This is a genomic window from Quyinboa mangrovi (assembly GCF_042219825.1).
Lineage (GTDB): Bacteria > Bacteroidota > Bacteroidia > Bacteroidales > UBA5342 > JBHJHP01.
This window is the reverse complement of the sequence record NZ_JBHJHQ010000010.1, coordinates 25,959-50,339: the sequence shown is the minus strand read 5'-3', so window position 1 is coordinate 50,339 and position 24,381 is coordinate 25,959. Positions and strand designations below refer to the sequence as shown.

Here is a 24,381-nt window from a genome sequence, read left to right as displayed (position 1 = left end):
CAGATCAGAATGTTAGATAAAACATTTAAAAAGGAAGAACGACTTTCCGGTAAACTAGCTGTAAGCAAATTATTTACTTCCGGGAAGTCGTTCTTTTTACACCCATTTCTTGTTTATTATATTTCTCATGACCCGTCTGTGAATCTTTCTGAAAACAGAATTCTGATTACAGTTTCCAAGAAAAATTATAAAAGAGCAGTTCACAGAAATCTTTTAAAAAGAAGAATACGGGAAGCCTACCGGATATTAAAACCTGAAATGGCAGCTCTTTTAAATGACAAACATTATGACGTGGGATTGGTTTATATATCCAAAGAGATTCATAGCTTTGATTTTATTCGATCAAAAATGAAAAAGCTCTTAGATAAAATGGCAGAGGGAAATGAATAAGGTTTTAAACATACCGAAGAAGTTGCTGACTGGTATTCTTGTACTGCTGGTTAAATTTTATCAGTATGTTATCTCTCCATTAATTCCCGCTTCATGCCGGTATACGCCTACCTGTTCTGAATATTCTGTACAGGCCTTAAAAAAATATGGGCCATTCAAAGGCCTCTGGCTATCTGTGAAACGCATTCTGCGGTGTAATCCTTGGGGAGGATCCGGGTATGACCCTGTACCATAAAAATCAATAAAAAGTTAACATAAATTTTGGTAATTTTCGCTTTTTGTTTAAATTTGTGTTTACATAAGTTTAAATAATTTAAGTATATTGTTAAATTTTAACTTATCAAAATTGAAAAAAGCCATTAAATATGGTGTGCTTCTCTTCTCTATCCTGATACTCACCTTCAAAGTTCAGGCTCAGGAATGTAATGTTTTATCCAAAGCAAACGATATTACACCGGATAAATATTGTGCTCCGGTTCATGTGGACTGGAAAATTACTTATCGGGGCGTAATGGGAGTTGCTGATCCGACTACTGTAACATTTGATGTGGACTGGGGAGACGGAACGGTTGTTAATATTCCGTATGGGGCAGGGCCGGGAATGGTTCAGAATATCGGCGGGGATGATTATCAGGCAACTATTGAGCATATTTATCCTGATGCTGTGGATGGATCTTGTAATTATCAGCCCAGGGTGTGGTTACGAATTGATGGCCGTTTATGTAGCAGTAGTGTGCAGGAGCAGAACGTTACGGTTTGGGATGTGGATAATGCCAATGGTGGTGAACTGAATATCGTTGAACGGGTAATTTATGTTTGTGTTGGTGAAGATACTACCGTAGTATTCAGGGATGTGAGTGACTGGAACTGTGTTCCGCCAGAGGAAGAAGATAACATTAACAACCAGAGCCGATGGATTCAGTGGGAATACGGAACGGGTGCCACAACACTCACCGATGTATTTATTGATGGCGTGCCATATGCCGGAACTTTTTCTGATGCTGTAAACAAACTGCCTGGTCCGGTTACCGAACCGCAACTGCCGTATAGTCGTTCGCGAACGATTTATGTGCCGCCTACAGATGCAGGCGACGTAGGTAAGGAATTTGAGGTCACCCTGAATAACTGGAACTACTGTAACCAGTATCCCGGGAATGATCCGGTTTCGCAAACAGCAAGAATTGTCGTGGTGGATATTCCTACCGCGTCAATTACATTTAATACACCTGCTGATACCGATGTTTGTCTCGGAGCAACCGTCAGGGTTACAGGTCATCCGGGTGGAGGAGTCTGGAGCTCTCCCTCAGGAGGTTTTTCAAATCCTAATGTTGGTAATTTCAATACCAATATCTCCGGCCCCGGAGTGCATGAGATGATTTATACTTATGTGGGAACCGGGGATTGTATTGCAGAGGCCAGGGCATTTGTAACTGTTTATCCTAATCCTTCCATTTTTGTGGCAACGGGCGATCCGACTTATTTGTGTCCGGGCACCAGTTTTACATTCAACAACACGGTCATGGGAGGAACAGCACCATATACATATACATGGGAGAATGACACTGATCCTTTGTCAGCTACAGATGTTTTAAATCCCCAGTTTACGACCAATATTCCGGATACTTACAGTTTGCGGCTAAGGGTTGTGGATAATAATCAGTGTTCTGCTGTGCGCAACAGGAATATAGTTGTGTCAGATGTGGATATTGATTTTGCCATTAACGAATTGACCTTATGTGAAGGTGAAAGCAGCGAACTTAATACTAATGTAAGTGGAGGTTCGGGTTCATATACATATGTATGGTCCGGTGATATTGCTTATTTAAGTGGCCCGGATTCTAAACCATTATTCACAGCTACTGATACAGGATCATTTAAGCTGTATTGCCGTGTTATTGATGGCAATGGGTGTGATATGAACGATTCTGTGACTATCAGAGTAAATAAAAAGCCCGATCCTGTTATTGTTGGTGGAAATCGTATTATTTGCGGACTTACTACAGATGTTGAAACTTCTTCGGGAGGAGGTGTGCTTACATGGACCAAGGTAAGTGGACCGGGGAATGTTCACTTTGGTGATCTTGGTAGTAACATGACGGAAGTAAGAGTCAATAAGGAAGGCGTGTACATATTCCGGTTCAGCGAAGAGGAAAATGGTTGTAATGGATATGACGAGGTTGAGATTGATTTTACTAAGAATCCGGATCCCTTTGCAGGTAATGACGCTTCGGTATGTGATAATAAAATTATACTTGATGCTCAACCAAGTGTTGGAACAGGAAGCTGGACTATTGCCAGTGGACCCGGGGCGCTGACTTTTGATGATCAGTTTGATGAAGAGACAGAAGTGACAGCTGCAACTTACGGAACTTATAAGCTGGTCTGGAGAGAAGATAATAACAGTTGTGTGGCAACAGATACCGTTGCTATTACATTTAACAAAGTGCCTGTGCCTGATTTTAATATGGATCACAACGGGAGTTGTTCGCCTTTGGACGTGCATTTTGAAAATAATTCTGTAGGTGGTGCAACATATTTATGGCATTTTCAGGGTGCATCTTATTCCAATGAATTTGAACCTGATTACAGTTTTGATCTGCCTGATGATAAAGATACCACCTTTGTAATAGAACTTGAGGTAACTTCCGGGGCAGGGTGTAAAGCTTCAACCAGTCAACCCTTGCTGGTAAATCCAAATCCTATTGCAAAAATAAACACGGCATATAAACCCGCCTGTAGTCCGGTTGATATCACGTTGGAAAATGGTTCAGCAGGAGGAGTAAAATATACATGGGATTATGGTGATGGAAATTCGGAAGTTTTGTTGGATAAATCTGATGTGACGCATCAGTTTGTTAATACTTCGGTCACCAATCAGGTGGAGAGTTTTTTGGTGAACCTGGTGGCTGAGAACAGCTATGGCTGTACAGATACTGCATTCACATATATGATGGTTTATCCCGAGGCTCATTTTGAATTTAATTTCTCAGGTAATCCTGTTTGTGAAAGCTCGAATGTGCTCATTTTTGCTGATGGCGGTGCCAAGGAATATAAGTGGGACTTCGGTAACGGAACGCTGGCTTCCGGTGCTAATCCAACTGTTTATGCAGAGTATTTTAATAATGGTATAACGGACACAACATTTGTTGTAAATCTTGATGCAACTTCATATTACGGGTGTAGTAGCAACTACAGGGATAGTTTGGCAGTACATCCTGTTGTTATTGCCGGATTTATTGATGATCAGGATCAGGTGGCAGGAAAACTGAAACTGACACTGACAGATGATAGTAAGAACGGTGAATACGTGTATATAAAATGGGGTGATGGAAATATTGATTCTTTGGAAATAGACGATGATTTTCCGGTGTCGCATTTATACGAAAACAAAGACTTTTTCCCTAAACTGTTTAATCTGACTTATATTGTTGAATCAGAAGCAGGATGTTTTGATTCTACCGGGATGCAGGTGAGGGTATATCCTGAATTTTTCGTGGACTTTAATATGCCTGCAAACGGATGTTCGCCGGTGGAGGTTCAGTTTGCAAATACATCAACACCTGCCGGTACATTTGAATGGGATTTCGGTGACGGATCGCCAATAGAAACCCGTCTTTTTCCAATTCATAACTTTGTTAATTCCAAGTCAAACGGTGAACCGGATACATTTACCGTTCGCCTGACAGGAACTTCGATGTGGGGATTTAAGGATACCATATATAAGGATATAATTATATTCCCCGTTCCTGAAGCTGCATGGAATATTACGGCTACAAGTAATCCTGATGACACAGTGTATGTTGAAAATATAACCACCGGTGGTGATGTGTACTACTGGGATATGGATGATGGCGATCTGGACACGACGTATGCATTAACTACTAAAATTAAGTGGTTTGGTAATGTGAATCCTGAACAGGTTACCAAAAATATCAGTCTTACGACAGTGAATGCTTACGGATGTCGTGATTCTATTTACGATAATGTAACGGTGAACCCGATACTTATTGCGGACTTCGATATTGATTCAGTATCCTGTTCGCCAATGAGCACCGTTGCAACAAGTACATCTACGGGTGCAGTATTTTATGAATGGTCGCTTGATGGTGGTACGTTTGTGAGAGGTGATGTGCATTTCCCGGTCGAGATTGAGAATAATACAGGCGCGATTCAGGTTCATCAGTTGACTCTTAAAGCTCGTTCTGTATATGGTGATCAGGATCAGATTACCAAGGATCTGACCGTTTATCCGGTTCCTGTAGCCAGGATGGCAGGGGTGTTGAATGATAAATCACCTTTGGATCTTATTCTGGAAAATCAATCTGTTAATGGCGATGCTTATGTATGGGTATTTGGCGCAACGGATTCTGTTTTGATGAATACAACCAACAATGTTAATTATTCATTTATAAATAATACACAGCTTCCTGTGGCTAATTCTGTGGATTTGAAAGCAGAAAACAGTTATGGTTGTGTGGATTCCACTTCGGAAATGGTTATCGTATATCCTGAAGTGAAAGCGGATTTTGATTGTCCGCTGGAAGGTTGTCCTCCATTACAGGTTTCCTTTGTTGATAAGTCTGTTGGTGGTTTGTTTTACGAATGGACCATAGAAGGTGTGAATACATTCTACGGTAAAATTCTGAATTACGAATTTAAGAACGAAACACTGGCAGATAAGTTTTATAATGTAAGGTTAAGTGTTGAATCTGCTTACGGATTCCGGGATACAATGACCAAAACTATCCGGATCAAGCCGATGGTGAAATCTGTGTTTGATGCCACTTCTGGTGGAATGTCTCCGTTTACATCTGTGCTGACAAACAATTCTGTTAATGCTTTGGAATCGCACTGGAGTTTTGGTGATGTAAGTCCTGATGAGATACTTGCAGGTGCACAGAGTACAGCACATGAATATCTGGCTGCCGCAGCACCGGAAGCTTATGATGTTACGTTGAATATTATTTCCCCGGAAGGTTGTGAGGATTCGTCTTTGTCAACGGTAATGGTTTATCCGGCAATGAAGGTCGATTTTGAATGTGATTCTGTTGGTTGTTCGCCATTTGATGTGGACTTTACCAATCTTTCTTCCGGCGTTGATCTGTTTATCTGGACATTCGGTGACGGTAGTGGAAAATGGATGAGCCGAAATGCATTCCATCGGTTTGAAAACGATACTAAGGTTCCGGTTCAATATGAAGTCCAGTTGATAGGGCAGTCCAAATATGGTTTTATCGATACCGTTAAAAAAGTAATTACTGTTAATCCATCACCATACGCATTGTTTGATATTACTCCTGAGGGTGGTTCTCCGCTGGAAGCATATATTACTGATCAGAGCAAAGATGCAGTAAGTGTGGTCTGGAATATGGGTGACGGAGATATGTTAAATGATCCGGGACTGAACTTTACACATACTTATCTTAATAATACGGCAGCACCGTTGAGTCATAATGTGGTACAGCTGGTACAGAATAGTTATGGATGTTTTGATTCAATGAGTCAGACTGTAAATGTATTTCCTCCTATTAATGCTGCTTTTGAATGCGACAGTGTTGGTTGTACTCCGTTGACAGTAGCGTTTAGAAATACATCAAATGGTGCATTAAGGTACAAGTGGGATTTTGGTGATGGATCCGATATTCTGGAAAGTTCAATCCCTGTGCACGTATTTGAAAATCCTTATCCGGATAGTGTTGTTGTTTACCGTGTAATGATGGTAGCCCTGTCTCAATTCGGGTATTCCGATACAGCGTATAAAGATATTACGGTACATCCGGTTCCGATACCAGAATTTACACTGGACGCCAATGAAGGTTGTGCACCATTAACGGTTAATTTTGAAAATAAATCCCAGGGACAGAGCATATCCGTGTGGACTATTGGTGATAATACTTTCACTTCAGGAGTGACAGATTTTAAACAGACATTGGAGAATACATCTTTTCTGCCTAAATACTTTGAGGTACGGCTTGAGGTAGCCAATGGCTACGGATGTTCTTCACACTCAACCGATATTATTGAGGTGTTTCCGCAGATAAAAGCTGATTTTGGAGGCGATACTGTTGGGTGTAGCCCGTTGACAGCCATTTATATGAATAAATCGAAAAATGCCAACGATTTTGTATGGTATATTGATGGTGCTGCTGATTATCGTCAGAATCCGGTTCTGCCGTTCGAAAATATGACAGAAAATATCGATTCGCACAGCATAAAACTGGTGGCTGTATCTGCTTATGGATGTTCCGATTCTATCAATAAAACATTACTGGTTTCACCTGAGCCAATTGTAGATTTTGAAGTACAGCCGGCTCAGGGATTTTCTCCGCTTAATGTGATGATCAAAAACTATTCGGATCATGCCCAAACCTATACATGGAATCTGGGTGAAGGTGATCCTGTGGTTAAGAATGATAACTCTGATCTTGCACATACCTATATTAATGAAACGCTGGCTCCGTCAGTACGAAAGGTTAACCTGCTGGCTGAAAACAGTTTTGGCTGTAAGGGAGAAATGAGTAAGTCGGTGGATGTGTATCCGCTGGTAAAAGCAGAATTTGAATATACAGGAAACGGTTGTTCTCCACTTTCGGTAGACTTTAAAAACCTGTCACAGGGTGCTACCCATTTTGAATGGGACTTTGGTGACGGAACACCGGTTTCGGTTGCTTCCAATCCGACTCATACGTTCGAAAATAAATCACTGAACGATGTAAAACAGTTTACGGTGAAACTGCTTTCTTATTCTCAGTATGGCATGGCTGATACCGCTGTTAAGGTAATTGAAGTATATCCGACTCCGGTTTCGGGCTTCAAGGCAAATATTATTTCCGGCTGCTCTCCTGTTAATCTGGTGATTACAAATGAGTGTAAAGGCGCAGGTACAATGCAATGGGAATTGGGTGAAGAAACTTTGTTCGAAAGCAGCGATTCTGTATTTAGCAAGACTTTTGAGAACATGACAACGATGCCGGAATATCATAATCTTTCGGTCAGAATTTCTAATAGCTATGGTTGTTCAAGCAGAACACAGAAGGCTCTGGAGGTACTGCCGGGCGTGGTTGCTAAATTTGATTGTGATACGGCGGGATGTAGTCCGTTCACGATTGCATACAGGAATAAGTCGGTGAATGCATCAGAATATTTCTGGGATCTGGCAGATGGAACAACAACCATGGATGCCATGCCGATAAAACAATATGTGAACAAAACATCAGAAGATTTTCGTGAATATGTAATTCTGATTGCGAAAACAAGTTACGGTTGTACCGATACATTTATGAAACGCATTGCTGTGTATCCTGAACCGGATTTCTCGTTCGAGATACTTCCGGCAGAAGTTACGCTGCCTTCTGCAGAGGTAACAATAAATGCCAGTATTGCAAATAAAGGTCCCTGGCGGTTTGTATGGGATTTTGGAGATGGTACAGTTTCTGATAGTCTGAGTCCTGGAGTTCATACGTATGACAATTGGGGTAATTATAACGTTAAAGTTGATATAACAGACGATCGTTGTTCTGATCTGCAGGTGAAGGGCGTAGTTGTTAATCCTTCGGTTCCGATTGCGGAATTTACAGGACCGACTGTGGGATGTACACCAGTAACCATGTCGTTTGTGAACCATTCACAGGGAATGGTGGCCAGCTTGTGGGATTTTGGGGATGGTACCCTCTCTTCAGACGAAAATCCAAGTCATACCTATTACAGACCAGGTGCCTATGATGTTAAGCTGACCGTATTTAATGATGTAGGCCATGCAGATACTTTGGTGCGCAGGGTTAATGTTTACGACGGTGTTAAGGCTGACTTCCTGATGACGCCTCATGTGGTGCATTCATTCTCTCAGGAAATTTCCTTTAGTAACTTCTCGCAAAACGGTTACGACTATATCTGGTCGTTTGGCGACGGGGATGTGTCTCACGAATTCGAGCCTAAAAAGCGGTATTCTCATGAAGGAATATATGATATAAGTCTGATTGTCATCTCTCAGGAGGGATGTAGAGACACCATGTTGCAGAAAAGTGCTCTTGAAGTTTCTGATGTTTATAATGTCAGGTATCCAAACGTATTTATGCCAATAAAAAGTGGTGCGCAGGGAGGTACCTATACCGACGGCGATACGCATATCTTTTATCCTCTGGTAGATAAATCCATGTTAAAGACATATAGATTAACCATTTTTGATCGTTGGGGACTTATGGTATTTGAAACCCGTGATGTGAATGTTGGCTGGGATGGATATTACAACGGTAAATTGTGCCAGCAGGGTGTTTATGTGTGGAAGGTGGATGCAGAATTTGAAGATGGCAACGAAGTTGTTAAAACAGGCGATGTAACGTTGTTGAAATAGTATATATTTTTAAAGATGATAAACCTGTCAGGACAATAGTCTCCGGCAGGTTTTTTTTATTGCGTCTGAATATTTCCTTAATGTAAATTATTTTACATTCCCTATGAGCTTATTTACTTAAATATGATGAATTTAAACCCCTTATAAACGTACGATTGAAAATATTATTGCAATTAATGTAAATATATCTTTATAAAAATGTTTGAAAACATTAAATATGGCGCAATAAAATGTTAACTTAATTTGTCTAAATGTAAAATAAACATTAAATTTGAAGTGTGATAAGATGTGTTGATGTTTCGAAACCATTAATTAAAGCAATTATGCCGACCATCTTATTTCAATTGATCTTCGAAGGCAAGCAGGATGAAAAAGTTGACATTTGTTATATTAATGTTATTTGCCGGATACCACGCCTGGTGTCAGGATCCTCATTTCTCGCAATATTATGCCACAACCTCTTATTTAAGTCCTTCTCTTGCAGGTTCCAGCGGTGAGCCCAGAATGTCCCTGAACTACAGAAATCAATGGCCTGGAATTGGAACCGTCTACGAAACAATGCTTGCGTCTTACGACATGTATCTTGATGATTACAACAGTGGTCTTGGTTTTATGGTTCTTAAAGACAGAGCCGGTTCAACCGATCTTGCCCAAACTAATTTTTCAGTGCAGTATTCTTATCGCTTACAGATGAATTCCAAATGGCAGATCATTCCTGGTTTGCAGGCAGCCTATTGTCAGAACAGCATTGACTTTTCAAAATTTGAATTTGCCGATGCTTTGCTGAACGATTATGTATCTAATACATCTGCGCGAACTTCCGAACTTTACATGAATGGCCTTCAGAATAAGAATTATTTCGATTTTGGCGCCTCTGCTTTCCTGTATTCCAACGATATGTGGCTTGGTGTGACAGTAGATCATATTAGTCAGCCTAACCAGTCGTTTGCGAACCAGGAGTCTAAGTTACCGATGAAGATTGTAACGTTCGGTGGAATGAATGTATGGAAAACAGCAGATCGTAACCGCGGCCCGGTTCGTTCAATTGATGCCAATTTCCGTTACATGCATCAGGGAGGTTTTGATCAGATAGATCTTGGTGCTTATATTTACAATACTTCGCTTGACTTTGGTGTCTGGCTTAGGGCAGTGCCAAACTTCAGCGATGAGATCAGTGCCAGGCTGAACAGGGATGCCATCGTATTTATCTTAAAATATAAAATTGACGGATTACAGATCGGATACAGTTATGATATAACGATTTCCAATTTATCGTCACATGCATACGGAAGCCATGAGGTGTCACTGACGTATGAATTAAGTAATATTGGATTATTTAAAAAGCTGGGTAAAAATCCCGTGGCCTGTTTCCCGAAAGGAAGCGACGGAAGGTATTCAACACGGGTGCGTAAGCGTACGCGCTTCTAGGAATTTATTTTTATTTGCTTGTCTTCTAAAAGAATATCTCCGTTATCCGCCATGAACCGGATCACTTCCATGCTTTTTTCTTTATCATATGTCAGGTCCTTAATCAGTTCATTTATATCTATTGATCCTGTAAGATTCAGTTTATCCAGTACCGCTTTACGGATTGAACCGGACAGGTCTTTTTGTTGACTGTTTGATGTGCAGATATCGCATATTTTGCAAGGCTTACTTTTTTTCTCCCCGAAATACGCCAGTAGTATCTGGCTCCTGCATATTAAATCTGAAGAAATGTAGTACAGCATGGCATCCACGCGTCTCTTCATGCGTTCCTGCTGTTCTTCATATATGCTTTTGGAGATGGTTATGATATTTTCAGGAACACGGTCTTTCAGAAGTGTTATGGTAGGTGTTTTTTTCTGGGGGATATATTTAACCAGTCCCACTTTGTCAAGATTTACAAGATACTGATATACCTGTTCATTGCTTAGCCCTGTTCTTCCTGCAATGGTTTGTTCACTGATGTAAACATAAGAGCTGAATAATCCTGAATAAGAACGGAGAATGGTTTTTATCAGTTCCTCATATTCCTGTCGCTGATTCTGAAAACCGAATAATTCTTCCTTTCCGGCCAGGAAGTATAATCTGGAATTATTTTCGCGGGTATCCGTGTTCTGAATGAGGCCTGATCTTTCCAGAATGTTAAGTGCATTATTAGCCTGAACCACATTCAGTGCAAAAGCTTTACAGAATTTTCCAAGCTCAAAATCAAAGGTTCTGCCGATTCCATCCTCAATGGCAACCTGCAAATAATTCATCAGATGATGGTAGACGGTTCTTATAAACGACTTTTCGGGGAAAGCATTCGTGAAACTTTTTTTCAGGTTACTCACATCAGTTCTGGAATACAGCAGAAAGGCAGTGGCAGGTTCTCCATCCCGGCCTGCGCGTCCAGCTTCCTGAAAGTAAGCTTCAGGCGAATCCGGTATATCAAAGTGAACCACGATGCGTACATCCGGTTTATCAATTCCCATCCCAAAGGCATTGGTGGAAACCATGATCCTGCTTTTATTTTCTGTCCACGCTTTTTGCCGTTTGTCTTTTACGAAGCTATCCAGTCCAGCATGATAAAACGAAGCAGGTATCTCATTTAGTGTCAGAAATTCGGCCAGTTCTTTGGTCATTTTCCGGTTCCTGACGTACACTATGCCTGATCCTGAATGTTGCACAAGCAATTCTACCAGCCTGTTGAATTTATTTTCAGAGTATTCAACCTTGTAAGCCAGGTTTTCCCTTTTAAAGCTTTTTCTGAAGACATTCTTCTTGCTAAAGCCCAGCTTTTCCTGGATGTCATCTACAACGAGTAGTGTTGCGGTAGCTGTTAGTGCAAGCACCGGACAATTCGGTTTCAGTTTACGGATATTCCCCACATTAAGATAGGAAGGACGGAAGTCGTAACCCCACTGCGAAATGCAGTGTGCTTCATCCACCGTAATAAATGATACGTTGAGATGTTCCAGTTTTGAAAGAAAAAGCTCTGTTTCAAGACGTTCAGGGCTAAGGTATAAAAATTTATAATTTCCGTAAATGCAGTTATCCAGCGTAATTGCAATTTCCTCGCGGCGCATTCCGGAGTAAATGGCTGCAGCTTTAATACCCTTTTTAAGAAGGTTATGCACCTGATCCTTCATCAAAGCAATAAGTGGAGTTACCACAATGCAGATTCCATCCATGGCAAGGGCAGGAACCTGAAATGTGATGGATTTTCCGCCACCTGTTGGCATCAGCCCCAGCGTATCTTTTTTAAGGTAAACAGATTCGATGATATCTTCCTGGAGATCCCTGAAAGAGTTATATCCCCAAAAGCGTTGCAATATCTCTTTAAACGGGTATGCCATACTGCAAATATAGGTGATAATTTCAATTCAGTTTTTAATTCCTGAACTGTTCTGTAAACAGCTTCTATTCTATTAATGATTGTAAACACTTTTTAATTTGCTATTTCAACATATTTTGTACTTTTGCTCAGATAAAAAAAATTGGCTACTTGGCTTTATTTTTGGCGGATCATACGATTTTAATCGCGTCATCGTTTTTTGAAAACTGTAAGTTAAACTTTGATATTAATATTTTAGAATTATGAAGAAATTCCTTTTAGTTTTATTTACCTGTGGATTGTTGATAAATAGCTATGCCCAGTCTGATGAAGTATTAATGACTATTGGTAATCAGGATATTACCAAAGGGGAATTTGAATATTTATTTTACAAAAACAACGATAAGGACAGTATTACGTATAAGGACGTAAAAGATTATCTTGACCTCTTCGAAAAATTTAAACTTAAAGTAATTGAGGCCGAAAACAGGGGGATGGATCAGAAACCGGAATTCGTTAAAGAACTGAGTGGCTATAGAGAACAGTTGGCCAAACCATACCTGACTGACCGCGATGTGGATGAATTTTACATTAAACAGGCTTATGACAGGTTAAATGAAGAAGTTGAGGCAAGCCATATTCTGATTGACATAAAGAACGGAAAAACACCGGCGGATACACTGGAAGCATATAATAGAGCTCTGGATATTATTGATCAGTTGAAACATGGGGCAGACTTCGCAGAACTGGCAAAAAAATATTCTGCTGATCCTTCGGCTCAGCAAAATGGTGGATACCTTGGATATTTTAAAGGGTTCCAGATGATTTTCCCTTTTGAGGATGCAGCATACAATACACCTGTTGGTGAAATCAGCAAGCCGATCAGAACAACATACGGTTATCACATCATTAAGGTAACGGATAAAAGGCCGTCTCCTGGTGAGGTTTTGGTGGAACATATCATGAAGGTGGCAAGGGATGATGATCCGGCAGATGTTAAGGCACAGAAAAAAGAGGAGATTGATGAAATTTATGAGCAGTTATTGGATGGAAAGAACTTTGAAGATCTGGCAAAAAAGAATTCTGATGACCATTCAACAGCAAGTAATGGAGGACGTTTAAACTGGTTTTCAACAGGCCAACTGGTTAAGCCTTTTGAAACCGCAGCATTTGCTCTGGAGAAACCGGGCGACATTAGCAAACCAATCAGGACTCAGTTTGGCTGGCATATAATTAAGTTGATTGATAAAAGAGATGTGCAGCCGTTCAATGAACTTAAAGATAAGATTAAGGCGCGTCTGTTGAAAGATGACAGGGGAAATAAAGCTCATGAAAGTTTTCTTAATAAGCTTAAAAAGGAATATAATATTGAAGTTTACAACGATAATATTAAGCCGTTTGTAGCAATGTCTGGTAAATATGCATACACTGACAGTCTGTTTAAAGCTGATACCAGAAGTATGGATCAACCGGTGCTTAAAATTGAAGACAGCATTTACACTCAGAAGGATTTTGCAGATTACCTTATCGCAAATCCCAGAGGTGAGAGTCCAAATGTAAGTGACAGGATTAAAACAAAGTGGGCACAGTTTTACGATAAAAAACTGGTGGATTATGAAAACGGTCAGCTTGAGAAAAAATATCCGGAGTTCCGTTACCTGATGAAAGAATATCACGATGGAATTCTGTTATTTGATATCAGTTCTCAGGAGGTTTGGGATAAAGCATCTCAGGATACAACAGGTTTGGAAAAATTCTACGCAAAGCACAAAAAAGATTATAAATGGGATGAGCCTCATTTCAGCGGGAATATTATTTACTGTAAATCAGATACAGTGATGGACTCTGTGAAATTGTTGCTGGCAGAGGATATGCCAATCCGTGATGCATTTAAAAAACTGAACGAAAAGAAACTTAATTTTAAATACGAACCGGGTTCATTCACAAAAGGGCAGAATAAATTGGTAGACCAGTTTATATGGGATGGTGAAAAGGTTGAACCAGACAAGAAATTTCCCGTAGTGTTCGTAGATGGAAAAACGTATCCGGCTGGCGAACTTAAAAAGCTGAATGAATGTCGTGGTGCAGTAACTTCAGATTATCAGAATGAGCTGGAAGATAAATGGGTTAAATCGCTCAAAAAGAAATACAAGATAAAGGTCAATAAAAGTGTACTAAAAGAAGTGGCCGGTGATAAATAAAACCATTTTAAATGATATTGGGAAATGGTTTGTTTTGTTAATTATTGCTACAGCATTTTATTCCTGCAATAACGAACCCGAAGCATCTGGTGATGTTATTGTGAAAGTGTATGATAAAGTACTCAGAAAATCGGATATAGAAACATTGGTTCCCCAAAATACAAAAGCGACAGACAGTGCCGATATTGTGGACAGATATATTCAGGAGTGGGTTAACAAAGAGCTGATTCTTCAAAAGGCAAAACTTAATGTTGGCACTAATCCTTCCATTGAGAAGATGGTGGAGGATTACAGAAATTCTCTTATTGTTAGTAAGTATATGGAACTCCTCGTAGATCAGAAAGCCTCCACTGAAATCAGTGAAACTGAAATAGCTGAGTTCTATAACCGCAACCCTGAGAATTTTAAGCTGAATGAAGAGATCATTAACGGCATTTTTTTGCAAATTCCGTTGGATGCTCCGCGTATTGATGATTTAAAATCCTGGATGAAAGACAGGACGGAAGATGACTTGCTGGAGCTTGAAGATTATTGTTTTCAGAATGCCTCCAAATATGAAGACTTTTCCGAAAAATGGTTGCCGGCATCGGTACTTGAAAAGTATCTGCCTGATGCGCTGAATAATAGTGCGCTCATAAAAGGTGTAACTATTGAGCAGTCAGATTCGTTATCGAGGTACTATCTCGTGGTGTTTGATGAAAAGGATGCAGGAGAAACAGCACCACTCATCTATGTACAACCACAAATTATTAAGATTCTGCAACATAAAAAACGACTGGAATATATTGCCACATTCAAAAGAGATATTTTAAATGATGCAATTGAAAATAAGAAAGTAATATATTATGAAGATAAATAAACTCTTTATTACCCTTGGACTGCTCTTTGGCTTGATGACACTTCAGGCACAGGACAATGTAATTGATGAAGTTATTGCTGTTGTTGGTGCTGACCCGATATTAAAATCCGATATTGAGGAACAGTTTAAACGACTGCAGGCGCAGGGTGTATCTTATTCCGGAGATCTGAAATGTAAATTGCTTGAGGACAGGATGATTCAGAAATTGTTACTAAATCAGGCCAAACTGGACAGTCTGGAGGTCAGTGAATCGGCAATTATAGAGCGGGCTGATGCTCAGGTAAATTACTATATTTCACAAATCGGTTCAAAGGAAAAACTGGAGGAATATTTTGATAAATCTACGATACAGATTAAGGAAGATCTTCGTGATGTAATGCGTGAAGAGGATCTTACGCGTCAGATGCAGAACAAGCTCACAGAGAACATAACAACAACACCTTCCGAAATTCGTAAATTTTACAACAGCCTTCCGTCAGACAGCATCCCGGTTATTCCGGCTCAGTATGAAGTAGAGAAAATAGAGGTAAAGCCAAAAATTGAAAAGGAAGAAATAGAAAGAGTTAAGGCTCAGTTAAGGGAGTTCCGTGATCGTGTAAACAACGGTTTTGACTTCAGTACACTGGCAATCTTATATTCGCAGGATAAATTAAGCGCAAGAAGAGGTGGTGAACTTGGCTTACGTGGCAGAGGCGAGCTTGTTCCTGAGTTTGCCAATGTGGCATTTAATCTTCGTGATCCGAATAAAGTATCTAAAGTGGTCGAGACAGAGTATGGATTTCATATTATGCAGTTGATAGAACGTACGGGAAACCGCGTTAATGTGAGACATATATTGCTTAAACCACAGATTTCGGATGAAGCAAGGAAAAATTCAATTCTGCGTCTGGATAGTATCGCAGATTTTATTCATGAAGGGAAATTTAATTTTGAAAAAGCTGCGTTGTATTATTCAGAAGATGATGCTACAAGAAGTAACGGTGGACTGATGGCGAATCCAGCGACAGGTGCATCAAAATTTGAAATAACCCAACTTCCACAGGAAATAGCTAAAATGGTACAGACGCTTCAGGTAGACAGCATTTCACAACCTTTTAAAATGATGAATGACAAGGAACAGGAGGTTTACCTGATCATCAGACTTAAATCCAGAATTGACGCACATAAGGCAAACTTAAAAGATGATTATCAGGTTTTAAAAGAAGAGGTTCTGGCTAAGAAGAAAGAAGAAAAGCTGAAAGAGTGGGTACAGGAACAACAGCTGGATACGTATATCTCCATTGATGAAAAATGGAGGAACTGTGAATTCGAATACCCTGGATGGGTAAAATAATACCAACCTGCAAATGAGTCTCAGATATCTGATTGTTACATTGTTTCTGTTTGTAATATCCGTCTCTTTTGCCCAGAAAAATGGTAAAGGCAAGATGGTAACACTGAAATATTGTGATCGGTGGGTAGAAGATAAAATCAATAACCCCGGTGTTAGAGACCTGATTGGAAATGTATCATTTGAAGATGGTGATGCCACCATGTATTGTGACAGTGCCCGGCAGTTTACTGAAAAAAATGCGTTCAATGCGTACGGGAATGTACACATAATTAAGGCAGATAGCATTAATATTTATGGCGATGAACTGTTGTATGATGGCAATACCAAATTGGCCAGACTAAGAAGGAACGTAAAATTGATAAATAAAAACAGTCAGCTTACCATAGAAACGGAAAAACTGGACTATGACCTGAATACCGATATCGGATTTTATTTTGATGGAGGAACTGTTACCGATACGTCTTTTGTATTGAACAGTATTAAAGGATATTACTTTGTTAATACAGGGATCGTAAATTTTAAAAATGACGTAAAAGTAAAAACTTCAGGTTCGGATATCTTTACCGATACACTGTTGTACGATACCAATACAGAAATTATTTCGATTTTGGGGCCAACCAATATATACACAGACAGCGTACATCTGTACTCTGAGGATGGATGGCATGATCCCAGAAATAATTATTCAGAATTGAAGCACAACTCGTTTATACAAAAAGGTGCACAAATAATCGAAGGGGAACATCTGGTTTATGACGGAACAGATAAAAAGGGCGAAGCTTTTAAATGGGTAGTTATTACTGACACATTACAACAAATTAAGATAAAAGGAAAACGTGGAAAATTTACTGAAGCAACGGATTATGCCTTTGTAACTGATTCTGCTTTGTTTATTCAGTATTCCGGATTTGATTCATTGTTTCTACATGCTGATACTTTATCGTTTGAGCCAGACACCAATGATTTCAGGTTGATGAAAGCCTATCACAACGTGAAATTCTTCAGGTTTGATATCCAGGGTAAGTGCGATTCTATTGTTTATTCTACGTATGATTCTGTGATAAATATGTATAAAAACCCGATTATGTGGTCGCTTAATAACCAGATGACAGGTAATGAAATACATGTGATCAGTAAAAATAACCATGTAGAGCAGATAGATATGGTTGGCGACGCCTTTTTAATTTCGCGTGTGGATTCCATCCGGTTCAACCAGATAAAAGGGAAAAAAATAAGCGGGTATATTGAGAGGAATATGTTACGTAAAATATATGTGGACGGTAATACAGAAAGTCTTTATTATCTGATTGACGGGCCATATATTGTGGGTATCAATAAAGCCGAAAGTCCGTATCTGACCATTTATATGAAGGGGAATAAGATTGAAAAGGTGATTATGTCTCCAAAACCCATAGGGCAAATACTGGACCCAACCAAGGTAACACCTGGACAACTTACGTTGGAGAATTTTAAATGGCGCATAAATGAACGACCGTTTACGCCTTGGGAAATTTTTAAACCGGATCCGCTTCTTGTTCCTACCGTAGAGAAAAAACTTTAAATCCCATTTAATTTTTATTTGTCACAATATGACATGTACGCCTCTTTTCAATTTCTTTGTGTTTTTAGGTAATTTGAGGTTTCTTTATTACAAATGGGAATTCTAGGTCTTAAGTGAAGATAGCTATCGCTTCTCCCACATAGTGTGAAAAACGGTCACGTAGATTTTTATCTTTACTATTCTAATTTACAGTTCCGATAATTTTAAGCACAACAGTTGGGTGATTGGGTGCATTTGTGATTACTGTAACCGTTTTATATTGTCTGCCCGATTTTCCCCTTGAATCAAATTCAATCTTAATTGAAGAGTTCTCCCCGGCGCCAATTACTGTTTTTTCTGGTTTTATAGCAGTACAACCGCAGGAAGCTTTTACTTTTCTTATGATGAGGTTCGATTTTCCTGTATTTGAAAACGGGAATTCATATTCCACTTTTTGTCCCTGCTTTATTGTGCCGAAATTAAATGTGGTATTCTCAAAAACGATATCAGGTGCCTGGGCGCGTTCCTGAGGGGTCATTTTTGTAAAGTCGTCTTCAATGGTAACACTTACCGATAACTTATGATTGTAATCCACCTGACCATTCTGTTTCATAAACATGCCACTCAGTACAAATCCCCAGTCACTCACTTTTGATGCATCATATTTTATGTGTATCAATCCTTTCTGATTAGGTTGTAGTATCTGTGGCTCAGTTGTAACCGTAATGAATTCAGGTACACGAACGAATTCTATCTTAACAGGTTTCGACTGGTTTGTATTTATAACATCAACCGTAGACTCTTTTACTTCATTTTTGTTCATTTTCAGAAATGACACATGTGACTTGTTCAACCGAACATCACCGAAGCTGTAAGGGTACTTATCTAATATGGTCGGCTCTTTCTTTTCAACGTTTCCGGTCAGTGTAAGTACTACCGGTTCAGCGCTTGCATTGGTATATACTGTGACATGTTTCAGTACCTTACCTGGTCTGTTCATTGGGTCGAAAACTGCCCTGATCTGGCCGCTTTTGCCAGGTAGAATTGGTTCTTTTGAATATGTTGGTGTCGTACATCCACAGGATGACGTTACATTTTTAATCATCAAGGGTTCCTGCCCCAGATTACGAAACTCAAACACGGTTTCAACCTTTCCTCCATCTTCCTTAATGTTTCCTAAATCATGATCTGTTTCAGAAAACGCAATTTTAGGACTAAGTGTCTGAGCAACTAAAGATGAGGTAAATACGATGAGAGTCAATAAAATTGAAGTACGTCCGAATTTTTTCATATCCTGCTATTCTTTCGATTAGGAAATCAAAATTAGCTGAAAATATGTAAATTTCGCAGTGAATTAAAGATTTTTTAACGTCTGAGCCCTAAATTCTTTAATTGAGCATGGTTTAATATAGATTTGCCTGAAAACTCAGTAGGTTAGAATAAAGAAATATGTTTATGATTGACATGTTCACTTAATTTAGCTTAAGGAAATATGTTTGATTCTGATTTATAAATAATCTTGACTATTTTTGCACAAAATTCTGTATGAGGATGTCAGAACTATTAATATTACTCGCCATCGGTTTGCTCGCAGGCATCTTAAGCGGAACCTTAGGAGTTGGTGGTGGCGTATTAATTGTACCTGCATTGGTTTTCATTCTGGGATATTCACAGCATGAAGCACAGGGGACCAGTCTGGCAATAATGATTCCGCCAATAGGAATCCTTGCCGCGCTAAAATATTCCAGAATGGGCTATGTCAACTGGAGAAACGCAATCATCCTCAGCCTTATTTTTGTCGTGGGAGCTTATTTGGGGTCGTTGATTTCTGTAAATATACCCGATAGAGTGTTAAGGAAACTATTCGGAATTTTTATGCTGCTTGCAGCACTCAAGATGATATTCAGTAAATAAACAATAAATGGCACAAAAACCTTCCATTCCTAAAGGTACACGAGATTTTATCCCCGAAGAAATGGTTCGCAGGAACTATATTTTTGATACAATACGTTCAATTTTTCAACGGTATGGGTATTTGCCCATCGAAACACCGGCTATGGAGAACCTGTCCACCTTACTTGGAAAATACGGGGAGGAAGGAGACAAACTGTTGTTCCGCATTCTTAATTCCGGGGATTTTTTATCAAAAGTAGCTTCAGAGAACTTAAATGAAAATGATTCGTTAAGCTTAGCAAATCAAATTACAGAAAAAGGTCTGCGTTATGATTTAACGGTTCCCTTTGCCCGTTTTGTGGTACAGCACCAGAGTGAGATATCATTTCCGTTTAAGCGGTACCAGATTCAGCCTGTGTGGCGTGCTGACAGACCACAAAAAGGACGCTACCGTGAATTTTACCAATGTGATGTGGATGTAGTTGGATCCGAATCGTTGCTGAACGAGGTGGAGCTGATCCAGATTATCAGTGACGTGTTTGGTGCACTTGATGTGAATGTGACGGTAAAACTGAACAACCGCAAAATATTGTCTGGTATTGCTGAAGTGATTGGTGAAGCGGATAAAATTGTGGATATAACCGTTGCGATTGATAAACTGGACAAAATAGGGTTGGAGAATGTCAACAGGGAATTGCAGTCGAAAGGTGTTTCGGATATGGCCATTGAAAAGCTACAGCCTATCATCCTGTTGTCCGGTTCAGCCAATGAAAAAATAAATACGTTGCGAAATGTTTTGTCGGGATCTGAAACTGCTATGAAAGGTGTGGATGAGGTGGAAGAGATATTCTCATGGATCAGCGGATTGAAGCTAACGCTTCCGGTTGAACTGGATCTGACGCTTGCCCGTGGTTTGAATTATTATACCGGTGCTATTTTTGAGGTAAAAGCCAACGATGTGGAAATCGGTTCAATATGTGGTGGAGGCCGCTATGATAACCTCACCGGCATTTTTGGTTTGCCGGGTGTCTCCGGTGTAGGGATTTCATTCGGAGCAGATCGTATTTATGATGTGCTGAATCAGCTTGATGCATATCCGAAAGAAAGTTCGGCATCCACAAAAGTTTTATTCATAAATTTTGGTCAGAAAGAGGCTGCATATTGTCTGAACGGTCTTCGGAAACTGAGGGCTGCAGGTGTTAACTGCGAGCTTTATCCCGATGATACAAAGATGAAGAAGCAAATGACTTATGCCAATCGTAAAGCTATTCCTTTTGTTGTTCTTGCCGGAGAATCTGAAATGGAAGCCGGAAAATTCACACTGAAGAATATGGAAACCGGTGAGCAGACGCTGGTTTCATCAGAAGAATTAATTGAGAGACTTAAATAGGTGATAGATTACGGGTTACGTTCATATTTTGTGAATAAGCAAAAGGTTATTTATTAGCTGTATAAATAGGAAATTAATAAGTTTGAAACAGATATGGACCGTAAACGCGAAACGCTAAAAAGAAAGCACCGAATCTCTTTCATGCTGAATGAGGAAGAGATGAAATCGTTTACCCGCTTTTGCTCTGATTATGGTGTGCGTAATAAATCAAGCTTCATCCGTGAGTCCATATTTTCAAAGCTCATTTATAAGTTCGAACTGGATTATCCCACGCTTTTTGACGAAGATGAGATGGATCGTATGATCGTTAAACGCTGATCCAATGGCTGAACTTTTCTCCGATGAATATTTTATGCAGAAAGCGCTGGCCGAAGCCAAACGGGCTTTGGATGCAGAAGAGGTACCGGTTGGTGCGGTTATCGTGATGAATAACCGGATTATAGCTCGTGGATTCAATCATACCGAAACGCTGAACGATGTTACGGCTCACGCTGAAATGGAAGCAATTACCGCCGCTGCAAATTTTCTGGGCGGTAAATACCTGACTGATTGTACGCTTTATGTGACACTTGAGCCATGTGTAATGTGTGCCGGAGCCCTTTCCTGGGCACAGATTTCAAGAGTGGTCTTTGGCGCTTACGACGAAAAACGTGGTTTTACAAAAATCGGGAACCAACTGCTTCATCCCAAAACCGAACTAAAAGGCGGCGTACTTGAAAATGAATGTGCCGATTTACTGATAGATTTTTTTAAAGGGAAACGGTAGGTATATCACCAATCAATCTGGCTTTTTCAATTCATACAGCAGCAGTTCTTCATCATCATTAGGTATTTCAGTTGTGCCGATATATTTCAAACCCAGTTTCTCAATGAGCTTCTGTGAGGCATAATTGTCTTTCGTAGTAATGGCACACACAAAAGGCAGATTAAAGTCATAAAAAGCAGCATGCAGTATTTTCTCTGCCGCTTCAAGGGCATAGCCCTGGCCTTCATATTCCGGTAAAAAAGCAAAGCCGATATCCACAGCATCCAAACCTTCCCGATCGTACAATCCGACCGTACCGATTCTTTTATGATCTTCTTTGCGGATTACCGCATAGTTTCCAAATCCAAGTCTTTCAAACTGGCCTGACATTTTATCCCTGATGTATTTTTCTGCATCTTCTATACTTCTGACATTTCTGTCACCAATGTATTGAATGAATTTCTCCGTATTCAGTAAGGCCAGAATAAAATCTGCATCTTCAATCTGAACAGGTCTGATAAGTAACCTGGTAGTTATATATGTCTTGTAGCGACCCATTTGGTTTTACGGTAGACGACTGTAATGTTTTTAATTTTTTATGCAACGTACTGAGATTCCGTCTTTATCGCTACCGTTACCACGTAGAATACTTGAACTGTAACGACTTAATGTCCTTTGCCAAATTATTCCACTTCTATATAGAGTACTGGTTGCAAATTTGCAATTTGTACCAAGATTGAAAAATTGACCATCTGCACTATGATCTCCTGCCGGTAACGCAGAAAAACCACTTTCATTTGTAGCTCCGGTATTAGGACTTTTCCAATACAATGTTCCGGTTGATTTAAGTTTGCCCCCGGCAATATCTTCACCACCGAGGAACTCTACTAAAATTGACCATTCTTCATCTGAAGGGACATGCCAGCCATTAGGGCACAAATTACCGCTCTTAACAGCATGCCAATTATATAAAGCACCATAAATAGCTTTATTTTCATTTTTAAACTCATACCAACAATATGATGCGGTGTCTATTTCTGGTGATTCAATACTTACTCTTGCATTGGCAATCGGTAAACCATTATTGAATTTGGTAGTTTTAAGATTTTCTTTCATCCATACTTGATTTCCAATTTTCACTGTATTATAAAAATTTCCATCCATGTCGTATAGTCCGTTCTTCACAAATATCTCCTGATATGCACTTTTATTTGATTCCTCATGCGTAATTTTAACAGAAAGATTGGATTCAGTAAGTAATGTACCGTTTTGGGGGTAACATACTATTCCTTCAGTAACAAAATCTGAATACAAGACATTTTGATAAGAATTATTATTCTTAACTAATCTGATTATTAATCCTTCTAAATTCAAAGCCTCGTTTGTAGCATATAAAATATTATTTGGAGGATTAATTACTAAAACTTCTGTTATCAAAATCTCTTGTACCGAGATGTCAAATGTTGTATTCAGGTCAGAGTTTAAAATTGATATATTAACAGAGGAAGATGTTTTATCAAGTATAGAACCATTCTGAGGGAAACATGTAATCTCATTCGTTATAAAATCGGAAAAGGGTATGTTTTTTGATGTTGCATTATTCATAATAACAGCAACTTCCAAACCTGTAAGATCTAAAGAGTCACCCTCAAAATATTCTATTTTTTGAGGTGCGTTTATCAATGTTATTTCAGATATAATAATATTATTAATAGTTATAGTCTGAATCGTTCCTAAACCGGATGAAGTATGAATAATTGCTATGGATGTCATTTCGGAACTCAATATGGTGCCATTAGGTATTGAACACAATATACCGCTATCAAGAAAATCAGAAAATGGAATATCTTCCGTTTTATCATTATTCATTGTAAGTTTAATCTCCATCCCGGTCAAATCCAAGGTGTCTCTTTCATAATAATCTATTTTATTAGGAGGTGTCTTAATCGAAATAGATTTAACAGTTACAGGATTTACCTTTATTGTCTGACTTGCCGTAATGCTTGTTTCTAAATCTGTTATTTTAATTTCATTAATAATAGAGTTAATCACTATACCGTTTTCAGGCGAACAAATGAGACCTAAGGAAGAAAAATCTTCACTCCTAATTGTTTCTGTTGTTCCATTATCAAAAACCAGAGTTACCTCAAGGCCGTTTAGGTCTAAAGTATCTCCAATATAATAGTTAATCTTCTCAGGTGCAGACTTTACCGAAATATTGATTAATACAGCAGTATTGTTTTCTTCTTTTTTACAATAGGAAAAGGTGATAATTGCTACCAGTACCCAGAGGAGAATTTTAAGGTTTTTCATGTTATGATATGATTTAGGTTCTTATTTGTTGAGTTATGAAGTGTTGTTAATGGTTACTTGATCGAA

At 39.2% G+C, this 24,381-nt stretch carries 16 protein-coding genes; 12 read left to right on the top strand and 4 right to left on the bottom strand.

The window, feature by feature from the left end; translation table 11 throughout:
* Positions 1–9 precede the first annotated feature (9 nt).
* The 4 genes from rnpA to ACE1ET_RS18880 all read left to right on the top strand — a co-directional run bounded on the left by rnpA (position 10) and on the right by ACE1ET_RS18880 (position 10,168).
* Positions 10–390 carry a ribonuclease P protein component gene (rnpA, locus tag ACE1ET_RS18895; protein WP_375729988.1) on the top strand — a complete coding sequence of 127 codons (381 nt, stop codon included), beginning with the start codon at positions 10–12 and terminating at the stop codon, positions 388–390.
* Complete coding sequence (gene yidD, locus ACE1ET_RS18890) at positions 383–625, top strand: membrane protein insertion efficiency factor YidD (protein WP_375729987.1); 243 nt, start codon at positions 383–385, stop codon at positions 623–625. The genes rnpA and yidD overlap by 8 nt, the downstream gene beginning before the upstream one ends.
* 111 nt (positions 626–736) lie before the next feature.
* On the top strand, positions 737–8,740 hold the full coding sequence (locus tag ACE1ET_RS18885; protein ID WP_375729986.1) for a PKD domain-containing protein: 8,004 nt from the start codon (positions 737–739) through the stop codon (positions 8,738–8,740).
* A gap of 366 nt (positions 8,741–9,106) precedes the next feature.
* Entirely contained in the window at positions 9,107–10,168 is a 1,062-nt protein-coding gene (locus ACE1ET_RS18880) for a PorP/SprF family type IX secretion system membrane protein (RefSeq protein WP_375729985.1), read from the top strand.
* Here ACE1ET_RS18880 and ACE1ET_RS18875 read toward each other — a convergent pair.
* On the bottom strand, positions 10,165–12,063 hold the full coding sequence (locus tag ACE1ET_RS18875; protein WP_375729984.1) for a RecQ family ATP-dependent DNA helicase: 1,899 nt from the start codon (positions 12,061–12,063) through the stop codon (positions 10,165–10,167). The genes ACE1ET_RS18880 and ACE1ET_RS18875 overlap by 4 nt on opposite strands.
* 241 nt (positions 12,064–12,304) lie before the next feature.
* Here ACE1ET_RS18875 and ACE1ET_RS18870 point away from each other — a divergent pair, with 241 nt between their 5' ends.
* From ACE1ET_RS18870 to ACE1ET_RS18855, 4 genes are read left to right on the top strand one after another with little or no spacing between them, the layout of a single operon-like run.
* Positions 12,305–14,242, top strand: coding sequence for a peptidylprolyl isomerase (locus ACE1ET_RS18870; protein ID WP_375729983.1), 1,938 nt, complete (start codon positions 12,305–12,307; stop codon positions 14,240–14,242).
* Entirely contained in the window at positions 14,232–15,101 is an 870-nt protein-coding gene (locus tag ACE1ET_RS18865; RefSeq protein WP_375729982.1) for a peptidylprolyl isomerase, read from the top strand. Before ACE1ET_RS18870 ends, ACE1ET_RS18865 begins: the two co-directional genes overlap by 11 nt.
* Complete coding sequence (locus tag ACE1ET_RS18860; RefSeq protein ID WP_375729981.1) at positions 15,088–16,434, top strand: peptidylprolyl isomerase; 1,347 nt, start codon at positions 15,088–15,090, stop codon at positions 16,432–16,434. The genes ACE1ET_RS18865 and ACE1ET_RS18860 overlap by 14 nt, the downstream gene beginning before the upstream one ends.
* Positions 16,435–16,447: 13 nt before the next feature.
* The gene (locus ACE1ET_RS18855) at positions 16,448–17,995 is read left to right on the top strand and encodes an OstA-like protein (protein WP_375729980.1); all 1,548 of its coding nucleotides are present in this window, start codon (positions 16,448–16,450) and stop codon (positions 17,993–17,995) included.
* Positions 17,996–18,176: 181 nt separating this feature from the next.
* Here the strand turns inward: ACE1ET_RS18855 and ACE1ET_RS18850 are convergent, their stop codons facing one another.
* The gene (locus ACE1ET_RS18850; RefSeq protein ID WP_375729979.1) at positions 18,177–19,265 is read right to left on the bottom strand and encodes a DUF1573 domain-containing protein; all 1,089 of its coding nucleotides are present in this window, start codon (positions 19,263–19,265) and stop codon (positions 18,177–18,179) included.
* 260 nt (positions 19,266–19,525) lie between these two features.
* Here ACE1ET_RS18850 and ACE1ET_RS18845 point away from each other — a divergent pair, with 260 nt between their 5' ends.
* The 4 genes from ACE1ET_RS18845 to ACE1ET_RS18830 all read left to right on the top strand — a co-directional run bounded on the left by ACE1ET_RS18845 (position 19,526) and on the right by ACE1ET_RS18830 (position 22,023).
* Complete coding sequence (locus tag ACE1ET_RS18845; protein ID WP_375729978.1) at positions 19,526–19,888, top strand: sulfite exporter TauE/SafE family protein; 363 nt, start codon at positions 19,526–19,528, stop codon at positions 19,886–19,888.
* Positions 19,889–19,895: 7 nt separating this feature from the next.
* Positions 19,896–21,257 carry a histidine--tRNA ligase gene (gene hisS, locus ACE1ET_RS18840; protein ID WP_375729977.1) on the top strand — a complete coding sequence of 454 codons (1,362 nt, stop codon included), beginning with the start codon at positions 19,896–19,898 and terminating at the stop codon, positions 21,255–21,257.
* Positions 21,258–21,350: 93 nt separating this feature from the next.
* Positions 21,351–21,575 (top strand): plasmid mobilization protein, encoded by a 225-nt coding sequence (locus ACE1ET_RS18835; RefSeq protein WP_375729976.1) that lies wholly within the window; start codon positions 21,351–21,353, stop codon positions 21,573–21,575.
* 4 nt (positions 21,576–21,579) lie between these two features.
* Positions 21,580–22,023, top strand: a complete 444-nt coding sequence (locus ACE1ET_RS18830) for a nucleoside deaminase (RefSeq protein ID WP_375729975.1) — start codon at positions 21,580–21,582, stop codon at positions 22,021–22,023.
* 12 nt (positions 22,024–22,035) lie between these two features.
* On the opposite strand, the gene ACE1ET_RS18825 is transcribed toward ACE1ET_RS18830, so the two are convergent.
* Together ACE1ET_RS18825 and ACE1ET_RS18820 are read right to left on the bottom strand one after the other, a co-directional pair.
* Positions 22,036–22,560, bottom strand: a complete 525-nt coding sequence (locus ACE1ET_RS18825) for a GNAT family N-acetyltransferase (RefSeq protein WP_375729974.1) — start codon at positions 22,558–22,560, stop codon at positions 22,036–22,038.
* A gap of 30 nt (positions 22,561–22,590) precedes the next feature.
* On the bottom strand, positions 22,591–24,315 hold the full coding sequence (locus tag ACE1ET_RS18820) for an FISUMP domain-containing protein (protein WP_375729973.1): 1,725 nt from the start codon (positions 24,313–24,315) through the stop codon (positions 22,591–22,593).
* Between the last annotated feature and the right edge of the window lie 66 nt (positions 24,316–24,381).